Origin of the sequence: Micromonospora sp. C81 (genome assembly GCF_018070425.1) — a bacterium.
Classification (GTDB): Bacteria; Actinomycetota; Actinomycetes; order Mycobacteriales; family Micromonosporaceae; genus Micromonospora; species Micromonospora zamorensis.
This window is the reverse complement of record NZ_JAGPXS010000005.1, coordinates 1-18,615: the sequence shown is the minus strand read 5'-3', so window position 1 is coordinate 18,615 and position 18,615 is coordinate 1. Positions and strand designations below refer to the sequence as shown.

Annotated in this window: 20 protein-coding genes, 1 tRNA gene and 1 pseudogene; 10 read left to right on the top strand and 12 right to left on the bottom strand. The window is 69.3% G+C overall.

Features of this window, described 5'->3' with window-relative positions; all coding sequences use genetic code 11:
* Nucleotide 1: 1 nt before the first annotated feature.
* From KBX46_RS10980 to KBX46_RS10965, 4 genes are all read right to left on the bottom strand, one after another.
* Nucleotides 2-2,437: a molybdopterin oxidoreductase family protein gene (locus KBX46_RS10980; protein ID WP_210792417.1), complete on the bottom strand. Its 2,436-nt coding sequence runs from the start codon at nt 2,435-2,437 to the stop codon at nt 2-4.
* A 16-nt stretch (nt 2,438-2,453) separates the two neighbouring features.
* Complete coding sequence (locus KBX46_RS10975; RefSeq protein WP_210792416.1) at nt 2,454-2,963, bottom strand: HPP family protein; 510 nt, start codon at nt 2,961-2,963, stop codon at nt 2,454-2,456.
* Nucleotides 2,964-3,047: 84 nt separating this feature from the next.
* Nucleotides 3,048-4,871 (bottom strand): thiamine pyrophosphate-requiring protein, encoded by a 1,824-nt coding sequence (locus tag KBX46_RS10970; protein WP_247667355.1) that lies wholly within the window; start codon nt 4,869-4,871, stop codon nt 3,048-3,050.
* 161 nt (nt 4,872-5,032) lie between these two features.
* Nucleotides 5,033-5,539, bottom strand: a complete 507-nt coding sequence (locus KBX46_RS10965; RefSeq protein ID WP_210792414.1) for an Lrp/AsnC family transcriptional regulator — start codon at nt 5,537-5,539, stop codon at nt 5,033-5,035.
* Nucleotides 5,540-5,679: 140 nt separating this feature from the next.
* Between KBX46_RS10965 and KBX46_RS10960 the strand changes: the two genes are divergently transcribed.
* Nucleotides 5,680-6,888: an MFS transporter gene (locus KBX46_RS10960; protein WP_247667354.1), complete on the top strand. Its 1,209-nt coding sequence runs from the start codon at nt 5,680-5,682 to the stop codon at nt 6,886-6,888.
* A gap of 34 nt (nt 6,889-6,922) precedes the next feature.
* On the opposite strand, the gene KBX46_RS10955 is transcribed toward KBX46_RS10960, so the two are convergent.
* On the bottom strand, nt 6,923-7,315 hold the full coding sequence (locus tag KBX46_RS10955) for a pyridoxamine 5-phosphate oxidase (RefSeq protein WP_247667353.1): 393 nt from the start codon (nt 7,313-7,315) through the stop codon (nt 6,923-6,925).
* Nucleotides 7,316-7,745: 430 nt separating this feature from the next.
* Here KBX46_RS10955 and KBX46_RS10950 point away from each other — a divergent pair, with 430 nt between their 5' ends.
* The 5 genes from KBX46_RS10950 to KBX46_RS10930 all read left to right on the top strand — a co-directional run bounded on the left by KBX46_RS10950 (nt 7,746) and on the right by KBX46_RS10930 (nt 10,657).
* Nucleotides 7,746-8,810 carry a LacI family DNA-binding transcriptional regulator gene (locus tag KBX46_RS10950; RefSeq protein WP_210792411.1) on the top strand — a complete coding sequence of 355 codons (1,065 nt, stop codon included), beginning with the start codon at nt 7,746-7,748 and terminating at the stop codon, nt 8,808-8,810.
* A 1-nt stretch (nt 8,811) separates the two neighbouring features.
* Nucleotides 8,812-9,261, top strand: coding sequence for an arylamine N-acetyltransferase (locus tag KBX46_RS32860; protein ID WP_210792410.1), 450 nt, complete (start codon nt 8,812-8,814; stop codon nt 9,259-9,261).
* Entirely contained in the window at nt 9,221-9,736 is a 516-nt protein-coding gene (locus KBX46_RS10940) for an arylamine N-acetyltransferase (RefSeq protein WP_210792409.1), read from the top strand. Before KBX46_RS32860 ends, KBX46_RS10940 begins: the two co-directional genes overlap by 41 nt.
* Entirely contained in the window at nt 9,729-10,289 is a 561-nt protein-coding gene (locus tag KBX46_RS10935) for an NADPH-dependent FMN reductase (protein WP_210792408.1), read from the top strand. Before KBX46_RS10940 ends, KBX46_RS10935 begins: the two co-directional genes overlap by 8 nt.
* Nucleotides 10,290-10,584: 295 nt before the next feature.
* A tRNA-Arg gene (locus tag KBX46_RS10930) sits at nt 10,585-10,657 on the top strand.
* Nucleotides 10,658-10,843: 186 nt separating this feature from the next.
* On the opposite strand, the gene KBX46_RS10925 is transcribed toward KBX46_RS10930, so the two are convergent.
* The gene (locus tag KBX46_RS10925) at nt 10,844-11,386 is read right to left on the bottom strand and encodes a tyrosine-type recombinase/integrase (RefSeq protein ID WP_247667352.1); all 543 of its coding nucleotides are present in this window, start codon (nt 11,384-11,386) and stop codon (nt 10,844-10,846) included.
* 122 nt (nt 11,387-11,508) lie between these two features.
* On the opposite strand from KBX46_RS10925, the gene KBX46_RS10920 reads away from it, so the two are divergent.
* Both KBX46_RS10920 and KBX46_RS10915 read left to right on the top strand, forming a co-directional pair.
* Entirely contained in the window at nt 11,509-12,021 is a 513-nt protein-coding gene (locus KBX46_RS10920; RefSeq protein WP_099850257.1) for a SigE family RNA polymerase sigma factor, read from the top strand.
* Nucleotides 12,022-12,169: 148 nt separating this feature from the next.
* On the top strand, nt 12,170-12,871 hold the full coding sequence (locus KBX46_RS10915; protein WP_210792407.1) for a hypothetical protein: 702 nt from the start codon (nt 12,170-12,172) through the stop codon (nt 12,869-12,871).
* 609 nt (nt 12,872-13,480) lie between these two features.
* On the opposite strand, the gene KBX46_RS10910 is transcribed toward KBX46_RS10915, so the two are convergent.
* The 4 genes from KBX46_RS10910 to KBX46_RS33105 form a co-directional block, all read right to left on the bottom strand.
* Nucleotides 13,481-13,831 carry a DoxX family protein gene (locus KBX46_RS10910; protein ID WP_210792406.1) on the bottom strand — a complete coding sequence of 117 codons (351 nt, stop codon included), beginning with the start codon at nt 13,829-13,831 and terminating at the stop codon, nt 13,481-13,483.
* Nucleotides 13,832-13,962: 131 nt separating this feature from the next.
* The gene (locus tag KBX46_RS10905; protein ID WP_141907789.1) at nt 13,963-14,730 is read right to left on the bottom strand and encodes a hypothetical protein; all 768 of its coding nucleotides are present in this window, start codon (nt 14,728-14,730) and stop codon (nt 13,963-13,965) included.
* A gap of 73 nt (nt 14,731-14,803) precedes the next feature.
* The gene (locus KBX46_RS10900) at nt 14,804-15,403 is read right to left on the bottom strand and encodes a ClpP family protease (RefSeq protein WP_210792401.1); all 600 of its coding nucleotides are present in this window, start codon (nt 15,401-15,403) and stop codon (nt 14,804-14,806) included.
* 134 nt (nt 15,404-15,537) lie between these two features.
* A complete protein-coding gene (locus KBX46_RS33105) occupies nt 15,538-16,035 on the bottom strand; it encodes a helix-turn-helix domain-containing protein (protein ID WP_210792400.1) in 498 nt (165 codons plus the stop codon).
* 152 nt (nt 16,036-16,187) lie between these two features.
* On the opposite strand from KBX46_RS33105, the gene KBX46_RS10890 reads away from it, so the two are divergent.
* Complete coding sequence (locus KBX46_RS10890) at nt 16,188-17,201, top strand: TrkA family potassium uptake protein (protein ID WP_088951350.1); 1,014 nt, start codon at nt 16,188-16,190, stop codon at nt 17,199-17,201.
* 16 nt (nt 17,202-17,217) lie between these two features.
* Here the strand turns inward: KBX46_RS10890 and KBX46_RS10885 are convergent, their stop codons facing one another.
* Nucleotides 17,218-17,697, bottom strand: a complete 480-nt coding sequence (locus KBX46_RS10885; protein ID WP_185755183.1) for a MarR family winged helix-turn-helix transcriptional regulator — start codon at nt 17,695-17,697, stop codon at nt 17,218-17,220.
* 82 nt (nt 17,698-17,779) lie between these two features.
* Between KBX46_RS10885 and KBX46_RS10880 the strand changes: the two genes are divergently transcribed.
* A complete protein-coding gene (locus KBX46_RS10880) occupies nt 17,780-18,424 on the top strand; it encodes an FMN-dependent NADH-azoreductase (protein ID WP_210792398.1) in 645 nt (214 codons plus the stop codon).
* A 69-nt stretch (nt 18,425-18,493) separates the two neighbouring features.
* Here KBX46_RS10880 and KBX46_RS10875 read toward each other — a convergent pair.
* Nucleotides 18,494-18,615, bottom strand: a pseudogene (locus KBX46_RS10875) (2-oxoacid:ferredoxin oxidoreductase subunit beta); the annotation flags it as partial.

Below are 18,615 nucleotides of genomic sequence, written 5' to 3'. Positions count from 1 at the left end.
CTCACTCCTTTCCGCTGGTGGCCTCGGCGGCCGGCCCGCCGACGGTCGACGGCACGTGGGCGTCCGGGGGCGGCGCGCTGCCGCCGACCGTGGGTGCTGGCGAGGGTACGCCCCGGCCGTCGGCGAGCTTCGCCACCGCCACGGCGGCGACCTTGAACAGAGGTTGCTTGGAGACCGGGTCCCACGCGGTGATGGTCAGCTCGTTCGCCGCGCGCGGTGTGCTGTCGTCCGGATCCTGGTCGAAGTAGCCGTAGTGGAACGGCACGAAGACGACACCCGGACGGATGCCGCAGAGCCGGGCACGGGCCTGGATGGCGCCGCGCGGGGATGAGATGCCAATCAGGTCGCCCTCGGCGATGTCGAGTCGGGCGGCGTCGTCCGGGTTGAGTTCCACCCACACGTCCGGGGCTGCCTGGTTGAGCTGCGGGGCGCGGCCGGTCTTCGTCCGGGTGTGGAACTGGTAGACGGTACGACCAGTGGTGAGCAGCATCGGGTGGTCGTCGTCGGGCACCTCGGGTGAGGGCTGGTAGTCGACGGTGAGCAGGAACGCCCGGCCGCGCGGCTCCTTGGCGCGGTACTCCGGCTCGGTGAACTCGGCGCCGGTGTCCAGGTCGTTGCCGTACGTCTCGCAGTAGTCGGGGTCGGTGTTGAAGGTCCCGTCGGTGTAGAGGCGCTCGGTGCCGTCGGGATGCTCCTCGGTGCAGGGCCACTGGATGCCGGAGCCGCCGCGAAGCTTCTCGTACGTGATGCCGGTGTAGTCGCAGGGCCGTCCGCGGCTGCACTCCTTCCACGCCTCGAACGCCTCCTCCGGCCCGGTCCACGGGATCAGCGGCTGGCCGTCACGGTCGCGGAAGTCCATCCGGCGGGCGTAGTCGAGGAAGATGTCGAGGTCCGTGCGCGCCTCGCCGGGCGGGTCGACCGCCTTGTCGGAGATGTGCACCGTCCGGTCGACGCTGGTGAACGTGCCGGTCTTCTCCGCCCAGGTGGCGGCGGGCAGCACCACGTCCGCCAGTTCGGCGGTCTCGGTCAGGAAGAGATCCTGCACCACCACGAACAGGTCGGGCTTGGCCAACATCCGCCGGATCTGGGCCAGGTCCGGCAACGAGACGGCCGGGTTGGTGGCGGTGATCCAGAGCAGCTTGATCGAGCCCTGCTCGGCGTACCGGAAGATCTGCATGGCGTGCGTCGGCGGCGCCCAGTGCGGGATCATGTCGACGTCGACGTTCCACAGCCGGGCCAGTTCCTCGATGTGCGCGGTGTTGTCCCAGTTGCGCAGGCCGGGCAGGTCGCCGTCGGCGCCGGTCTCCCGGGTGTTCTGCGCGGTGGGCTGACCGTTCATCTGGTAGATGCCCGCCCCCGGCCGGCCGATCATGCCGCGGATCAGGTGCAGGTTGTTGACCGCGCAGGCGGCGGCGGTGGCCTGGTTCGACTGGTAGAAGCCCTGCAACACCGTCGACAGCAGCCGCTGCGACGAGCCGAGCAGCTCGGCGGCGCGCTCCACGTCGGCCGCGGGCACGTCGCAGATGTCGGCGACCCGGCGCGGGGGGTAACCGTCGATGATCCGGCACAGCTCGTCGAAGCCCACTGTGTGCGCGTCGACGTAGTCACGGTCGTACCAACCCCGCCGAACGATCTCCCGCAGCAGGCCGTTCATCAGGGCCATGTTGGTGCCGTTGCGGACCGCGAGGTGCAGGTCGGCCTCCCGGGCGACGGGGGTGGCGCGCGGGTCCACCGCCAGCATCGCCGGTGGATTCGGCCCTCGTCGACGGTCCAGCATCCGCATCCACAGCACCGTCTGCGTCTCCGCCACGTTGTGCCCCCACAGCGCGATCGCGTCGCAGTGGTCCACATCCGTGTACGAACCGGGCTGGCCGTCGGTGCCGAAGCTCGCCTTCATCGCCGCCGCGGCGGTGGCCGTGCAGAGCCGGGTGTTGCCGTCCATGTGCGGCGTGCCGAGGCCGGCCTTGCCGATCACGCCGAGGGTGTAGTACTCCTCAAGGAAGAGTTGGCCGCTGGTGTAGAAGCCGAAGTGCCCCCATCCCCCCGGCCCGTCGAGGAGTTCCTTCGACCGGGCCACGATTCGGCCCATCGCGGTGTCCCAGTCCGCCTCGACCAGGCGGTCACCGTCACGGACCAGCGGCCGGGTCAACCGGTCCGGGCTGTGGTTGGCCTGCCAGCCGTAAAGATCCTTGGGGTCGAGCCGGCCCCGGTTGATCCGGTCCACGGCGCGGCCACGCACGCCCACGATCCGCCCGTCGGCGACCCCGATGTCCATGGCGTCGCCGTTGGAGTGCAGCACCGACGCGGACTGCACCCACCGGTCCACGTCGGCATCGCCCCGACCGTCGGCCAGATACCGGTCCACCCGTACCGGCCACTCCTGCCCCGGCCCGTACGGGGTTCGCTCACCCCACGGTTCGGCGATCCGGTCAACCACGACGCACTCCTCTCGACTACCGCTCGGGTGCCGCCCACAGCGGCATCGGTCGTCCGGACACCCGCCCGTACAACCAGTCAACGACAGTGACCAGCACCACCGCACCGGCCGCGATGAGCAACTGCGTCGGCGTACGCAGCAGACCCAGACTCACGATCAGCGTCGTCGCCCCGGCCGGGGCATGGGACGCCTTCAGCAGCATCAACACCAACACGGTCACCGCCAGCGAGCCGGCCACCGCCACGATCCGCGGCCCACTCACCCCCTCCTGCAGCGCGGAGGGTTCGTCGGCGAGCCCACAGACCATCAGGAACACGTACCCGGCCAGCAGGGCGACCGCGTGCCCGATGAACGTGTTACGCGGCGAAGCCTCAGGTGATCGTGGTTTCTCCACATGCAACATCACGGCCGGCCCCAGACTGGGAAACAGCCACGGCTGATGCGTGACGAGGGCGACCAGCCCGGCGATCACCACCGCCAGCGCGCTGCCCACGAAGGCGTGCGCCGACTGCCTGGCCAGGCCCATGGGCTTCCCCCTGCTCTCGTTCGCCGCCCGTCACCGACTCAGCGATATGTCCCCCAGAACCCGAACGTGACACCTGCCCGCTGGTCACTGCGGGTCGTCGAAGCCCTCGCTGGCCCGCTCGCGGCGCAGGTGTGCCAGCGCCCGCCGACTCAGGTCGGTGTCCTCCCGGCCGAGCGCCTGGTACATGGTGGCGACCTTGTCGTACGGCTGCGCGGGCGGCAGCAACGGGATCGCGGGATCCACGATCGCCTCGATCAGCGTCGGACGGTCCGCCGACAGGGCCCGGTCCCAGGCGGCATCGACCTCGGCGGGGGTGGTGACCCGGAAGCCGTGCAGTCCCAGCAGCTCGGCCCAACGGGCGTACGGGGCGTCCGGCAGTCGTTGCGAGTCGACGAAGCGAGGGTCGCCCTCCATCTCCCGCTGCTCCCAGCTCACCTCCGCCAGGTCGCGGTTGTGCAGCACCAGCACCACGAAGCGCGGGTCCGCCCAGTCCCGCCAGCGGTGCGCCACTGTGAGCAGCTCGGCCAACCCGTTCATCTGCATGGCACCGTCACCGGCGAGGGCCACCACCGGTCGGTGCGGTGCGGCGAGTTTCGCGGCCAACCCGTACGGCAGTGCCGAGCCCATCGAGGCCAGGGTGCTCGACAGGTGCGCGTCGACACCGACGGGCAGCCGCAGGTGCCGCGCGTACCAGTAGGTCACCGACCCGACGTCCACCGACACCTGCGCGTCTCCGGGCAGCCGGTCGGTGAGCGCGTGCACTGCGTACTGCGGATTGAGCGGCTCGGCCTCGGCGGTGGCCCGCTGCCGGGCGATGTCCCGCCAGCGGGTCACCTCGGCCTCGACGCGCTGCCGCCAACTCCGGTCCGGTCGGGGCGTGAGCAGCGGCCGGAGGGCCCGGATCGTCTCGGCGGCATCACCGAGCAGCGGCACCTCCACCGGGTAGCGCATGCCCAGGCGTCGGCCGTCGATGTCGATCTGCACCGCCCGGGCCTGCCCCGGCGCGGGGTAGAACTCGGACCAGGGGTCGTTGCTGCCGACGATCAGCAGCGTGTCGCACTCGCTCATCAGGAAACTGCTGGCGGTGCTGCCCAGGTGACCCATCACGCCGGTGTGGAACGGCATCGCCTCGTCCAACACCGGCTTGCCGAGCAGCGACACTGTCACCCCCGCGCCGAGCGCCTCGGCCAGCTCGACCACCTCGTTGGCGGCGGCGCGGGCGCCCTGGCCCACCAGGATCGCCACGCGCTGTCCGGCGTTGAGCAGATCCGCGGCGGCCCGCAGATCATCGGCGCGGGGCCGCAGCTCCGGCACGGGCAACCCGGGGTTGGTCACTATGATCCCGTGCTGCTGAGCACCGAGGTCGGGAGCGGGCGCGGTCTGCACGTCGTGCGGCAGGATCACGCAGGTCGGGCTGCGGGTCGCCAGGGCCGTCCGGATCGCGCGGTCCAGCAGCATCGGCAACTGCTCCGCGGTGTACGCGGTCTGCACGAACTGTGCGCACACGTCGCCGAAGAGGCGTACCAGGTCGATCTCCTGCTGGTAACCGCTGCCCAGCACCGACGTCACCTGCTGGCCGACCAGGGCGAGCACCGGTTGGGAATCCAGCCGGGCGTCGTACAGGCCGTTGAGCAGATGCACCGCACCCGGCCCCTGAGTGGACAGGCACACCCCCAGCCCGCCGGTGTACTTCGCGTGACCGCACGCCATGAACGCGGCCGTCTCCTCGTGTCGGGCCTGCACGAACTCCGGCTGCCCGGCCCGACGCAGCGCCCCCATCACCCCGTCGATGCCGTCACCCGAATAGCCGAAGACCCGGTCCACACCCCAGTCCGTCAAGCGGGACACCACCAGGTCCGCCACCGTCGCGTCCGCCACCGCCGCCTCCCTCGCTCGATCGCCTTCCATCAGGTGGCCGTACCCCGAGCTGCCGCGCCAAACCGGACGGAAAGAACCTGCGTTGGGTGCATTTGGCTGCCAAAAGGTCGGCGGCACCGCTGCGCCCAGCTCAAGCGCACGAGGACCGAGGAGCCGGAGTTGCTTGACCGGCCCCGCCGCTCCCCGGCTCGTCACCGGGGCTGCCAGCCTGCGTGCCGGGTGGCGCCGCGATACACCTCGTGCGGCGGGGTGACCCGGTCGTCCTCGTGCTGACTGGAGAGCACCACGCTGGATCGGACGTCGCCGTGTCGCCCCAGGCGTTCGAGCAGCCCTTCCAGGTGCTCAAGGGAGGTGGTGCGTACCTTCAACATCGAGCAGTACCCACCGCTCAGCTTGTGGACCTCGACAATTTCCGGATGCTCGGCAGCCGAACTCGTGTTCAGCAGGCATTGCCCGCGCGCGCACCGAAGTTCCACGAACGCCAGTAGCGGGTATCCGGCAAGTCGCGGGTTGATCCGCGCCTGGTATCCGGTGATGACACCGAAGTCCTCCAGCCGCCGGACCCGCTCTCCGACCGCCGGGGCCGACAGGTTGACCCGCCGACCGAGGGCGCGGATGGACAGCCGACCGTCCTGCTGAAGCTCCCGGATGATCTGCCAGTCGACGTCGTCGAGCGCCTTTTCCACTTGAAAAGTCATCGCCTGTCCTCACCTGACAAACGGATCTCTGATCGCGCATCTGTGAAACGCATGAAATTCTATATCGACTACTGAATTTCTAGGCTGCAAGGATGGGGTTTCTACGACACGGAATTGCTCCACCCTCCCGCGCGCGAGCGATGACCTCGCTGTTCGTCGGGGTGGCCATGATGAATACGGCGACCGTGCCGGTCACCACCGTGAGCACCCTGATCGTCGCCGACAGTGCGGGGGCCCGCCTGAGCGGCTTCGCCAACGCGGCGGGAGTGCTCGGGTCCGCGATCGGTGCGCTGGGTCTGGGCGCGGTGACGGCACGGCGGGGCGGGTCGTTCGCGCTGACCGTGGTGTATTCGTCGGCGGTCGCGGGGGCCGTCGCCGCCTTCGCGGGCGCGGCCGGCGCCGGCCTGGCAGCCCTGCTCGTCGGGCTGGTCCTGATCGGCGTCGGCAACGGTGGCGCCCAGGTGTCGCGCTATCTGGCGGCGGACATGTACCCCGAGGATCGCAAGGCGTCCGCGCTGTCCATCATCGTCTGGGCTGGCACCGTCGGCGCGCTGACCGGCCCCAACCTGGTCGCGCCCGCCGGCCGGCTCGCCGAAGCCATGCGCCTGCCGGCACTGTCCGGCACGGTGTTCGCCGCGGTCGTGCTCGTCATCGTGGCGCTGACCATCACCCGGGTGCTGCCACCGTCCGGCGAGCCACCGCGTGTGAACCGACCGTCCGCGCTCTCCCTGTCCCGCGTTCGCGCATTGGTGCGGCTCCCCGCCGTGGCCACCGCCCTGTGCGCGATGCTCGGTGCCCACCTCTCAATGGTCACCGTGATGACGATGACCCCGTTGCAACTGCACGATCAGCACCACGGCCTGAACGTGGTCGGCATGGTGCTCAGCGCCCACATGATCGGCATGTTCGCCCTGGCCCCCTTGTCCGGTCGTCTGTCCGACCTCTGGGGTGGGCGCTGGACGGTGAGCGCCGGGGTCGTCCTCCTCGTTGCGGCCGCCCTGATCGTGGGGATCGCCCCAACCGGGCACACGACGACACTCCCGGCGGGCCTGTTCCTCCTCGGATACGGCTGGAACCTCGTCTTCGTCGGCAGCAGCAGCATGCTCAGCGGGCAGTTGGACCCGGTGGAGCGCAGCGAGGTGCAGGGTGGCGTGGACGCAATCGTCTTCACCGCGTCGATCGTCGCCAGCCTGGCCGCCGGAGCACTCTTCGCCGGGGGCGGGTTCGCCGCGGTGGCGGTGGCCGGCGGTCTCATGGCGCTCGTGCCGATCCCGTGGTTGCTCGCGTACCGGCAGTCGCGTTCGAAGCCGGAGCGGCATCCCGAGCTCGCGGCCGACCGCCGAGGCTGAGTCCGCCCGGCCTGAGAATCGGCTAGGCGGAGCCTCAGTAACGCGGCCGACGTTGGACCCCGCGGCCCTCCTGCCAGGACTCGACAATGAGGTGGTCACGGGTCTCGGCGACGTAGGTCAGCACCACCTCACGCACGTCGACGCGGAAGAACCGGGCACCCTCCACGGTGTTGTCGGCCGGCTCCGGTACCTCGACAGCTACACCGGCCAGCTTGGCGTCCCCGGGCCAGCCGTCCGACTGCTCATCGGTCGGCTCGATGGTGGGGCAGTGGATGGCGATCCGGGCATCACGCAGCAGGTCGAGCAGCTTCATCGACCCGGGCATCATGCCCAGCTTCACCTCGCCGTCCCGGAACTCGACCTCACACGCGCTGATGCGGGGCCCGCCATCCTTGCGCAGCGTGGCGATCGTCTTGTTCGTCCCCATCGCGAAACGTCGTTTCACCCGGTCCGCGAGAGACCGATCCGCCGTTTCCACCTGCACCCAGCTCGCCACTGTCCGACTCCTCGTCCCGATGTCCGCCGGGTCAGCCGTCCGCCGACGCCGCCCCCGACGAGCCGACCCTCGAACTGTGGCCGGCTCATCACGTTCCGTTCCGGTTCACGCTAAGACCCATCGATCGGGTACGCGTGACACCCGGCCCGCTCGCCTAACTTCTTACGAACATCTGTCGCGGCGGGACCGTCGGGGCGGGTGCCGTGCGGAGTTGTTACCAGACAGGCGATTCTCCTGGTAGGCGCCCGGAGATACCGCTCCGCGCGCCAGCCGACCGATCTTCCGGTCGGGGGCCTGTCCTTGACGTCTCACCTTCCACAATGCACGATGTTAAACGATTAACATGAGGAGGGGCATGGGCATGCGGGTCACACTGCGGTCGGTCGCTGAGGCGGCCGGGGTCTCGACGGCGTCGGTGTCGTACGCCTTCAACCGCCCGGACCGGTTGTCGTCGGAGATGCGGTCACGGATCCTGGCGGTGGCACGCGAGCTCGGTTACTCCGGACCGGACGCCGCCGCGAGGTCGTTGCGGACTGGGCGGGCCAACGCGATCGGCGTCATCTTCACAACCGAGCTGACGTACGCCTTCAGTGATCCCTATGTCCTCGCTCTGCTCGGCGGCCTCGCCGAGACGTTGGCGCAGAGCCGTACGAGTCTGGTGCTCATCCCGTTCGCGCCGGTCGTCGCCGGGCTCAGCGACGCGCAGGTACGCGAGTCGCTCGACGCCGTGCACCGGGCGGTCATCGACGGTGCGGTGGCCGACGGGCTCACCGACGATCATCCGGCTGTCCGTGCCCTGTCCGAGCGTTCCCTTCCCCTGGTCCGCTCCTCCGACACGACGGCAGGTCGCTGCGTGCTGATCGACGACCGGCAGGCGGGTCGGGAGATCGGACGCCACCTTGCCGACCTCGGCCACCACGAGGTCGCGGTGGTGGTCTCCTCCCCGGGCGAGCCGGGTTGCGCCATCGCTGTCGAGGAAGAGGCAGCGCTCTACCCGTATTCGCGGCACCGGCTCGCCGGCATCCGCGAGGCGCTCCCCGCTCGGGCCAGAGTGCGTGTCGTCAGTGGAGGAAACAACGCCGCCGCCGCCGGGCGCCTGGCGGCGACAGCGCTCCTCGCGGCCCCCGACCGCCCGACGGCGATCGCCGCGGACAGCGACGTGCTCGCCGCCGCCGTCGTCGAGGTTGCCACCGTCCAGGGGCTCCGCGTCGGACGCGATCTGTCGGTCACCGGCTTCGACGACGTGCCCCTGGCGGCCTCGACCGGGTTGACCACCGTCCGTCAGCCCATCCACGAGAAGGGCCGGCTGATGGCGCGCATGTTGCTCGACCCTGACAACACGCCGAATCGCCTGACCCTGCCGACCGAACTCGTCGTCCGCTCCAGCACCGGCCCCGTGCCGAGTCACCGACTGGGAGGAATGTGACATGACCCTTCGACAGGCTTCCCCGCTGGGAGCCATCGGTCCCACGACACATTGGCTGATCGACGCACTCGATCTCGACGCGTACCTGCGCCGGGTCGGCTACCGCGGCCCGACCACGCCGGATGGCATGACCCTGCGTAACCTGCACCGGGCCCACATCGCCGCGATCACCTTCGAGAACCTGGACGTGATGCTCGGCCGGGGCGTCGAGGTCGACCTGCCACGGGTGCAGGACAAGCTCGTCCACGCCGGCCGCGGCGGGTACTGCTACGAGCACGGGGTGCTCTTCGGTGCGGTACTCCAGCACCTCGGCTACCGGGTGGACAGGCTGCTCGCCCGTACCGGCGACCCGGCCGAGCAACCGCGCCCGCGCTCGCACCTGGTCCTGCGGGGTCGACGACGGCGACCAGGTGTGGCTGGCCGACGTGGGCTTCGGCTCCGGCCTGCTTGAACCGTTGCCGCTGGTCGAGGGCACCCCGCAGCGCCAAGGCGCATGGGAGTACCAGCTCCGGCGCGGCGCGGACGGCGCCTGGCGGCTGCGTGAGCGGACCACCGGCAGCTGGACCACGCTGCTGACCTTTACCGAGGAGCCGCAGTACCCGGTCGACGTCGAGGTCGCCAACCACAACACCGCCACCAGCCCACACTCGCCGTTCACCCAGCAGTGCATCGTCGTCCGCAAGCACGACACGGCGATCCGGCGGCTCATCGGCCGCGACTACAGCGAGGAACGCCCGGGCGATTTGACCCGCACCCGGTCGCTGACCGACGAGGAGTACGGCGCCGTCCTCGACTCCGAGTTCAGCCTCGCCCTGAGCCCGCCGGAGATCCGAGCACTCATCGCCACCCTCCCCCCACCCGACGGGGACCGGCCCACCGCCCCGGACCTGGAACTCCGACCGCCGACAGGAGATCACGATGCGTGACCCCTACTCCCTCGCCGTCATCACCGCCAGCGTCCGCCCCGACCGGATCGGCCCGACGGTGACACGGTGGTTCCTGCGCCACATCCCCCGGCACACCGACGCTGGCGTGGACCACATCGACCTGGCCGAACTCGACCTCTCCGACGATCTGGCCGGTGGCGGCGACGCCGAGCGGTTCACCAAACGTGTCGACAAGGCCGACGCGTTCGTCATCGTCACGCCCGAGTACAACCACGGCTATCCCGGCCCCCTGAAGACGGCCATCGACACTCCATACGAACAGTGGCGAGCCAAGCCCCTCGGCTTCGTCTCCTACGGCGGCGCCTCCGGCGGACTGCGCGCGGTGGAACAGCTACGGAACGTCTTCGCCGAACTGCACGTCCCCACCATGCGCACCAGCGTCCTGATCCCAAACGTGCACGACGTGTTCGACGACGGCGAGCTACGCGACCCCGGGCCCGTCGAAGCCGCCCTCGCCGAGATGGTGCGCCAGCTCAACTGGTGGGCCCACACCCTGGCAGCCGCCCGCACCGACCGTCCGTACGACTGCTGAACCGAGAACAACGGGGGCCCACGGACTCCGTTATGGCGCACCTGCTGCACACACCCGAGCAGATGGTGCTGCCGGAACTCGCCGACCACCCTGCCCACCTGCACATCGATGTGCTGCCCGGATACCGACGGTCCGCGCGGCCACTCCACCCTGCCCACTAAGATCATCCGGAGTCACATGAAGACTCCGGGTGTGGTCCTGGGCTGGGAGAACAGGGGTCCGGGTGACGCGGGTGAACGTGGGCCACTCCCTGCCACCCCAGGTGAGCGCCCAGGTCGCTAGACTGTGCGCTCGCGCCCCCGTAGCTCAGGGGATAGAGCATCGGTTTCCTAAACCGTGTGTCGCAGGTTCGAATCCTGCCGGGGGCACCTCAATACGCAGTCGAAACGCCACCTGAGCTGCCCATATAAATGCTGTTCAATTGGAACAGATGTGCAGCCGCAGGCCACCGGAGCCGCCGTTTGTCGTAGGTCGCGGAACGGGCGCGGAATGACCTTGAAGGCATCCGACCAGGTCAGTCGACACAACCGAGGCAAGATCCGGAACGGCGACCGTCACACGGGCCATGCCATCCCGGTCAGAGCCTCAGAGATCCTGTCGTTGACGGTGGCCTCCGCGCCGTCGATGCACTTGGCGTAGACCTTCAGCAGTACGTCCACGGAGTGTCCGGCCCGGTCGGCTACCTCGGTTGCCGGCACACCAGTGTTGAGCCACAGCGACACGGCGGCGTGCCGCAGGTCGTACGGCCGACCAGCCAGCGGAGAGTCAACCTGGCGCGGCGTCAGAGCTAGCCGACGTGCCTCTTCCCACACGCGTGAGTAGGTTGAGGCCGCAACGACGTTGCCCCGCTCACTTTGGAATAGCCGGCCATCCTTGGCGACGCCAAATCGTCCAATGTGGGCGCGCAGGATCGCCACGAGCGCGGGTGGGATTGGCACGCCGCGCGGCTCGTCCTCGGCACGGTGCTTCAGCCCTCGGTCGTCATGGACCTGGCCGCTGTCGGTCCACCGCTTGCCCGCCTGGGGTCGACTCTTGGCCAGCGTCAGCCAACCCCATCCCGTCTCGGGAAGGTCGCAGTCCTGCTCTCGCAGCGCCAATGCCTCTGCCGGACGGAGCGCGGCGCGGCTTCCATCTGCAGCCCTGCGAATTTCTCATTGGATGCAACCTCCGGAGCCGGAACCTGCGTGACTATCCCCGACTGGGGAATCGGAGGCATCGGATGAGCGATCGTGACGCCGCATTCGCGGCGTACTTCGCGGCGCGATCAGACGCCATGCGCGGGACCGCCTACCTGTTGTGTGGCGACTGGCATCGGGCGGAGGACCTGGTCCAGTCCACGTTCACGAAGCTCTACATGGCCTGGAATCGCACATCTCGGCATGAAGTACTCGACGCGTACGTGCGGCAGATCCTGTTGCGGACCTTCCTCGATGAGCGGCGACGTGGCTGGTGGCGACAGGAACGCGTCACCAGCGAGGCAGTGGAACAGGCCGTGACTGCGGACTCGCCGGAAGAACGGCTTGTCTTGCTGCGGGCGCTAGCGGGCGTACCTCCTCGCCAGCGGGCCGTGTTGGTCCTGCGGTACTGGGAGGACCTGTCCGTCGAAGAGACCGCGTCGCTGCTGGGGTGCTCGCCTGGAACGGTGAAAAGCCAGGCTGCGCGGGGGCTAGAAACGCTGCGCCGGGTGCTGGCACCGACTTTGGCTACTAACAGGGAGGGAATCAATGAATGAGGACGAGTTTCGAGGAGCGCTACGCGACGTCATGGCGACCACGAGCCCTCCCCCACCGATGAGTGCAGCGGACACGCTCGCTGCTGGTCGCCGCGCCCGGTTCCGACGCCGTGTCGTCTCGTTCTGCGCCGGGTCGGCGACAGCGGTCGTGCTGGTCGCCGCCGTCGGGTTCACCGGCGTGCTGGGCAGCGGAAGTAGCTATCGTCCGGCGGGTACCGAGCCGCCCTCCAACAGCGCGGCGGATCCGAGGGCGACCACGCCGCCCGGTGCCGTGAGGTGCACACCGGCATCTTGTCCGCACCTGGGATCGCCGGACCTGCCGCAGGAGGAGTGGGACGCACGCAATAACCGGGCACGGGAGATGCTCGACGATCTCATTGCCGCCCTGCCCGCCGGGTACACCGTGGTGAGAGACGACCCGCTGAATCCGCTTGATCCGAAGGCGTTTTCGTTAGGGTTCTACCAGGCGTACTTCAACGTACGCCAAGGGAAGCAGACCGGGTTGGTGATGGTCGAGGTGCACACCCCGCAGTCTCCAATTGGAAACCGGTGGCAGGGTAACGGCTGCGACCTGGCGCTGGAGATCTGGCCCCCCCGCGGAACATGCCAGCTGATGACCGCCAGCCAAGCGAAGGTAGGGGTGGCGCAAGCCCGCTGGAACGAGGACCCCCCGCGATTCGCCCAGTGGGCCGTGTACCGGCACCCGGACGGGGTACTGGTCAAGGTCGTCCAGATCTCGAGGCCCGACAGATACTGGACGGCACCGCCGGAGCTGAAGAAGCTGCCGTTCACCGCCCAGCAACTCGCCGACCTCGCCGTCAGCGACCAGTTCCACGTCGACGTCGATTGAAACCCCACACGACGGGTGGAGACGGATCTATGCATCCACCCGTCGTGTGGGGTCCTGCCTAAAGCCGCGTTTGTGCGCCTTCATCGACGCGCTGCCGTCACCGTTATCCTTTACCTCAATTCGGCGAACTTGCTGGACGATTCGGCCACGATCGCCTACGACGTCGGTATGTGCGTGCTGGCCGGCTTCGAGCCGCCGGCGGTGCGTAGGAACCGGATTACGACGACTCCGAGAGAGAAACGGCCTGGATCACCAGCGAAAGGGCTGTCGACAGCAACGCCGCTGTAAGTCGGCACGCTGACAAGCCCCAGCACGGACGAAGTTCCGGCGTGTAGCGGCTGCCCGACGGGTGCAGACGCGACGCGCGAAGCTTGTAATCAACTAGTCTGGCCGTGTAGCAAAATTCGGAACATGCGCGGAATCATCAGGCGCACCAGCCGGGAATCATTCCAAATACGTCCTGGTAGGACGCTAGGCAGCGCAGGCGGCGCTAGTTTCTTCCTAAACCGTGTGTCGCAGGTTCGAATCCTGCCGCGGGCACCTCGAAGATCCGCCGAAGACCATTGGCCGGATACGTCACCGCGCGAAGCCCCATCCGGCTCGGGCGGATCACCAGTGGTGGGCCAGATTCAGGACCAGCGCCGCCACCGAGGTGAAGAAGAACACCGCCCATCCCACGAGCTGGCGGGAACCTACCCGCAGGTGCGCGATGAGCGCGCCGACGAAGTACAACACCAGGCCGGCGGCGGCGAGTGTCCCCAGTAGTGGCACGGCGAACCCGGCCAGCAGCCCCAACGCACCGGCTGCCAACGCCGTGCCCAACCTCGGCATCCAGGCCCGTGGCAGGCGCTTCATGTCCATCTGGGCCTTCGGGTAGTCGTGGCCGATCAGGTAGGTGACGGCGGCGACTCCGGTGAAGACCGAGGCGAGGATGGTGACCGTGACATAAGCGGCGTACATGTGCCCTCCCTTGTGGTTTGTGCTGCCTCAAGGACGGGCTGGTCCAACGGATTGTTACCGATGGCGCTGTGAGCTGGGGCACAGACAATGGCGGGTGGGCTGCGGGTAACCGCAGCCCACCCGCCGACCGGTCAGAGGAACTTGTACATCTCCTCGGACGCCGCCTCGGTGTCGCTGGCGGGCGGCGCGTCCACCGTGACGGGCTTGCCGAAGTCGCTCATGCGCATCTCGGTGACGAGGTCACCCAGCTTCTTGGTGGCGATCGTGTAGGAGAGCGCGGTGAGGCGCCCGTCGGCGTCGAGAGTCGCCTCGAACGGGACCGCCTTCGGGTCCTTCGCCAGCTTGGCGGTCGACTCGAGGCCCTCCCGCATCCCGGCTTCGCCGCTGGCCGCCTCGGCGGCCTTCTCCAGGTCGGCGACGCCGGTGTACCGGCCGCCGCCCACCTCCTGGGCGGACACGACGCCGCCGATGAGGCCGGTCTGCGACTTCAGGTCGAAGGACTGGCGCAAGGAGCTGTTCGGCCTGAGCTTGGTGAGGTCGATCTTCATCCACGGCTTCTCGCCGTCGAGCGAGTCCGACTTGAGGTAGGCGGCATCCCCGATCAGCCGCGCCTCGATCGGTTCCGGCGCCTTGCCGGTCAAGTGCAGCGTGCGGGCGGCAGGGTCCATCTTTCCGCTCATGGTGATCGACTGGTTGCCGGCCTTGACCGAGGCATCCATGGTGAGCGGGCCGGCGAGGCTGCGGTCCATGCCCTGCTTGACGGCGGCGGTCGGCTCGACCTTGGACGCTGCGGGCGCGGCGGAGGACGATGACGCCGCCGGGTCGCCGGAATTGGTGCCGCAGCCGCTGACGAGGGTCACGGCGAGGGCAATCGAGAGGGCTGGGATCAGTCGACGCATAGACGTGACCCTAACGGGCGAGCGCCACCGATATTGCCCGAGTGCCGCCGCCGAGACCAGGCCAGCGGGTGGCTCAGACCGCCGGTAGCTGCTCGGCTCGGGTGATCACCTGGTCGATGAGGCCGTACTCCCGGGCCTGCTCGGCGGTGAACCAGCGGTCCCGGTCCCAGTCGCGCTGGATCTCGTCCAGCGTCCGTCCGCTGTGCTGGGCGGTCAGCTCCTGCATCGTCCGCTTCACGTGCAGCATGTTCTCCGCCTGGATAGTGATGTCCGAGGCGGTCCCGCCCATTCCACCGGAGGGCTGGTGCATCATGATCCGCGAGTGCGGCAGCGCGTACCGCTTGCCGGCCGCCCCCGCGCACAGCAGGAACTGCCCCATCGAGCCGGCGAAGCCGAGCGCCAGGGTGGCCACATCGTTGCGGACGTAGCGCATCGTGTCGTAGACCGCCATTCCCGCGCTGACCGACCCGCCCGGCGAGTTGATGTAGAGGTAGATGTCCGATTTGGCGTCCTCGGCAGCGAGCAGCAGGATCTGCGCGCAGATCTGGTTGGCCGACTCCTCCGTCACCTCGGTGCCGAGGAAGACAATGCGTTCGCGCAGCAGCCGCTCGAACACCTGGTCACCGAAGGACGCCTGCGGGCCGTCCACCATCCGTACGCCGTACTCGATCATGTGCCGCCGCCTCACGGTGCCGGCGGGCGATGGGACCGCCCGGGGGACCGGCGCCTTCAGCGTGCGCGCGGCGGCGGTGGCCAGCCCAGTGATTCTGCCGCCGGCAGATCCGCCGACGGCAGAACCCACGCGGCCTACGCGGCGGTCAGCCGCCGCAGGCCCAGCCAGGTCTGTGCGCTGTCAGCCAGGGCGGCGGTACGCGGACCGGGGCACGAGCCACCAGCGGAGGCTTTTCCGGCGACGCTGAGGGCCGGCTCGCTCGCCACCGGCCCGTGGTGCAGGACGAACCCGCCGATACGTGGACCCACCAGCAGGGTGGCGTTGCCGATCTCGCGCCGGGTCGCATCGACCCGCTCCAGGTGGGTGAGCGCGGCGCGCGGCGCGGCCGGGAGGCGGGGCTCGACCCGGCGCATATCGTCGCGGGCCTCGCCGAGCAGGTCGGCGAGGCTGATGCCGAGCGCTCGGCAGATCGCCGCCAGCACCTCCGACGAGGCCTCCTTCCGGCCTCGCTCGACCTCCGAGAGGTAGGGCACCGAGACGTCGGCCGATGCAGCCACCTCGCGCAGCGTGCGGCCCTGACGCTGCCGGTGGCGGCGTAGCACTCCGCCGATGACTCGTCGCAGCAACGACATGCCGGCCTCACTTTCGCGGTCGTCGTCGGGAACACCCTCATCATGCCCGTCCCGGGCCGTCCAGGTTGTCCGCGAGCGACCCGGACGTGCGAAGCGGGCCGTAACCGCTATGTTGTGGGCGTGCAGGCGACGGTGGCGGGGCAGGTTCGACGGTGATCCATTTCCCCGCGCAACGCCGGGGCCCTCTGAGCGCGCTGAGCCTACGGCTCGCCGCCGCACTGGGCCTGGTCTTCGCCGTGGTCGCCGCCGTCTATATCGGCCGGGACGGCTACCGCGACGTCAACGAGGACGGCCTCACCCTGCTCGACTGCTTCTACTACGCGGTCGTGTCGCTCTCGACCACCGGCTACGGCGACATCACACCGGCCGCGCCGTCGGCTCGGCTGGTCAACGTCCTCTTCATCACCCCCGCCCGGGTGATCTTCCTTATCATCCTGGTCGGCACCACCCTGGAAGTTCTGACCGAGCAGTACCGCACCGGCCGTCGCCTGTCGCGGTGGAGGAGAAGCGTGAAGGACCACGTCATCATCTGCGGCTACGGCACCAAGGGGCGCAGCGCGGTCTCCGCCCTGATGGAGAACGGTCTGGACCGGTCGCGGATCGTGGTGGTGGAGCGCAGCGCCGCCGCCCTGCGGCAGGCCACCTCCGCCGGGCTGGTGGCGATCGAGGGCTCGGCGACCCGGTCGTCGGTGCTGAACGAGGCGCACGTCAAGAACGCGAAGGCCGTGATCATCGCGACCGACAGCGACGACGCCTCGGTGCTGGTCGCGCTGACGGTGCGGCAGCTCACCGCCGGGCAGGTCCGGATCATCGCGGCGGCGCGGGAGGCGGAGAACGCCCCGCTGCTCAAGCAGAGCGGCGCGCACCACGTGATCGTCTCCTCGGCCACCGCAGGCCGGCTGCTCGGTCTGTCCACCTCGGCCCCGCCGCTGATCGACGTGGTGGAGGATCTGCTCACTCCCGGCCAGGGCATGGCGTTGGCGATGCGCTCGGCCGAGCGGAGCGAGGTGGGTCGCTCGCCGCGTGAGTTGGAGTCACTGGTGATCGCCCTGGTGCGGCGGGGCAAGGTGGTCAGCCTGGCAGACCGGGCTGGTGCCGTGATCGAGACCGGCGACATGCTGGTGCACGTACGCGACGACAGGCCGCAGTCGGCGACGACCGCCTGACCTCCGGCCGCCGCCGTCAGCAGTTGTCGACGTCGGCGCGGAGCGCTTCGGTGCAGATGACCGGTGTCGCGGAGACGGCCCGCCGGAGCAGTTCGTAGAGCGTCTCCCGTTCGGCGGGCCCCAGTGCGGTCAGCACCTCGTCCTCGGCGCCAGCCAGGGCGCATTCGGCCTCTTTGAGGTGTTTCGCACCGTCTTCGGTCAACTCGACGACGTGTCGTCGGCGGTCCTCCGGTGAGCGTCGCCGCTCGACCAGGTGCTTCGCTTCCAGGTCGTTGAGCAGCCCGACGATGTTCGTGCTGTCCATTTCCAGGGTGCTGGCGAGCGCCTGCTGACTGCTGCCGCCGCCGTCCCGCAACACGGTGAGCGCGACCAGGTGCCGTGGTCGCAGGCCCAGTGGCGCCAGCACCGACTCCGACCGCAGTCGCATCCGCCGGGCCAGGTGGTCCAGGAGCGCGCCCGAACGGTGCTCCGAGGGATCTGGGGCCAGGGCGGACATGTGACCCAGTCTACCGAGTGATTGGAACATCTGCCTGCTATAAATAGTTGGCGCTACACAGACGATCCCTGGAGGGGGAACCATGCATCTTCTGCATATTGACTCGAGCATCCGCGGTGAGTGGTCGATCAGCCGGCGGCTCACCGCCCGCGCGGTCGCCGCATGGCGTGCGGCCCACCCGGACGGCACGGTGGACTACCGGGACCTCGGCGCCAAGCCGCTGCCGCACCTGGACGCGGACGGCGGGCTGGCTCGGATGACGCCGCCGGACCAGCACACCCCGGCCCAGCGCGAGTCCTGGGAGCTCAGCGAGCGGCTGGTCGACGAGGTGAAGCGGGCCGACGTGGTGCTGCTCGGCCTGCCGCTCTACAACTACGGCGCGCCCAGCAGCGTCAAGTCCTGGGTCGACCACCTGATCGTCGCCGGCCTCACCTACGACCCGACGACGCAGGAGGGCATGCTCGGTGGACGCGAGTTCGTGGTGCTGGCCAGCCGGGGTGGCGGCTACGGCGAGGGCACCCCGCGCCACGGCTGGGACCACGCGGAGCAGTGGCTCCCGCACGGCCTGTCGATGACCGGCCTGGAGCCGCGCTTCATTCATGCCGAGCTGACCCTCGCGCCCTCGGTGCCGGCGATGGCCGAGCTGATCCCGCTGCACGAGGCGAGCCTCGCGGCGGCCGAGAAGGAGATCGACAACCTCTGGGTGCCGGCCTCCGCCCAGCGCTGAACAACCTGCGCCGAGCATGACGAACGGCCGCCCCCGAAACGGGGACGGCCGTTCGTCATGCCGTACGGGTCAGAGGATCGTCCATGTGTCGCCACTGCCCAGCAGGCCGGCGAGCTGCTGCTCGGGGGTCTCGGTGACAGTCGCCTTGGCGGCCGCGAGCTGACTCTGCACCACGCTGTCGTAGGACGGCC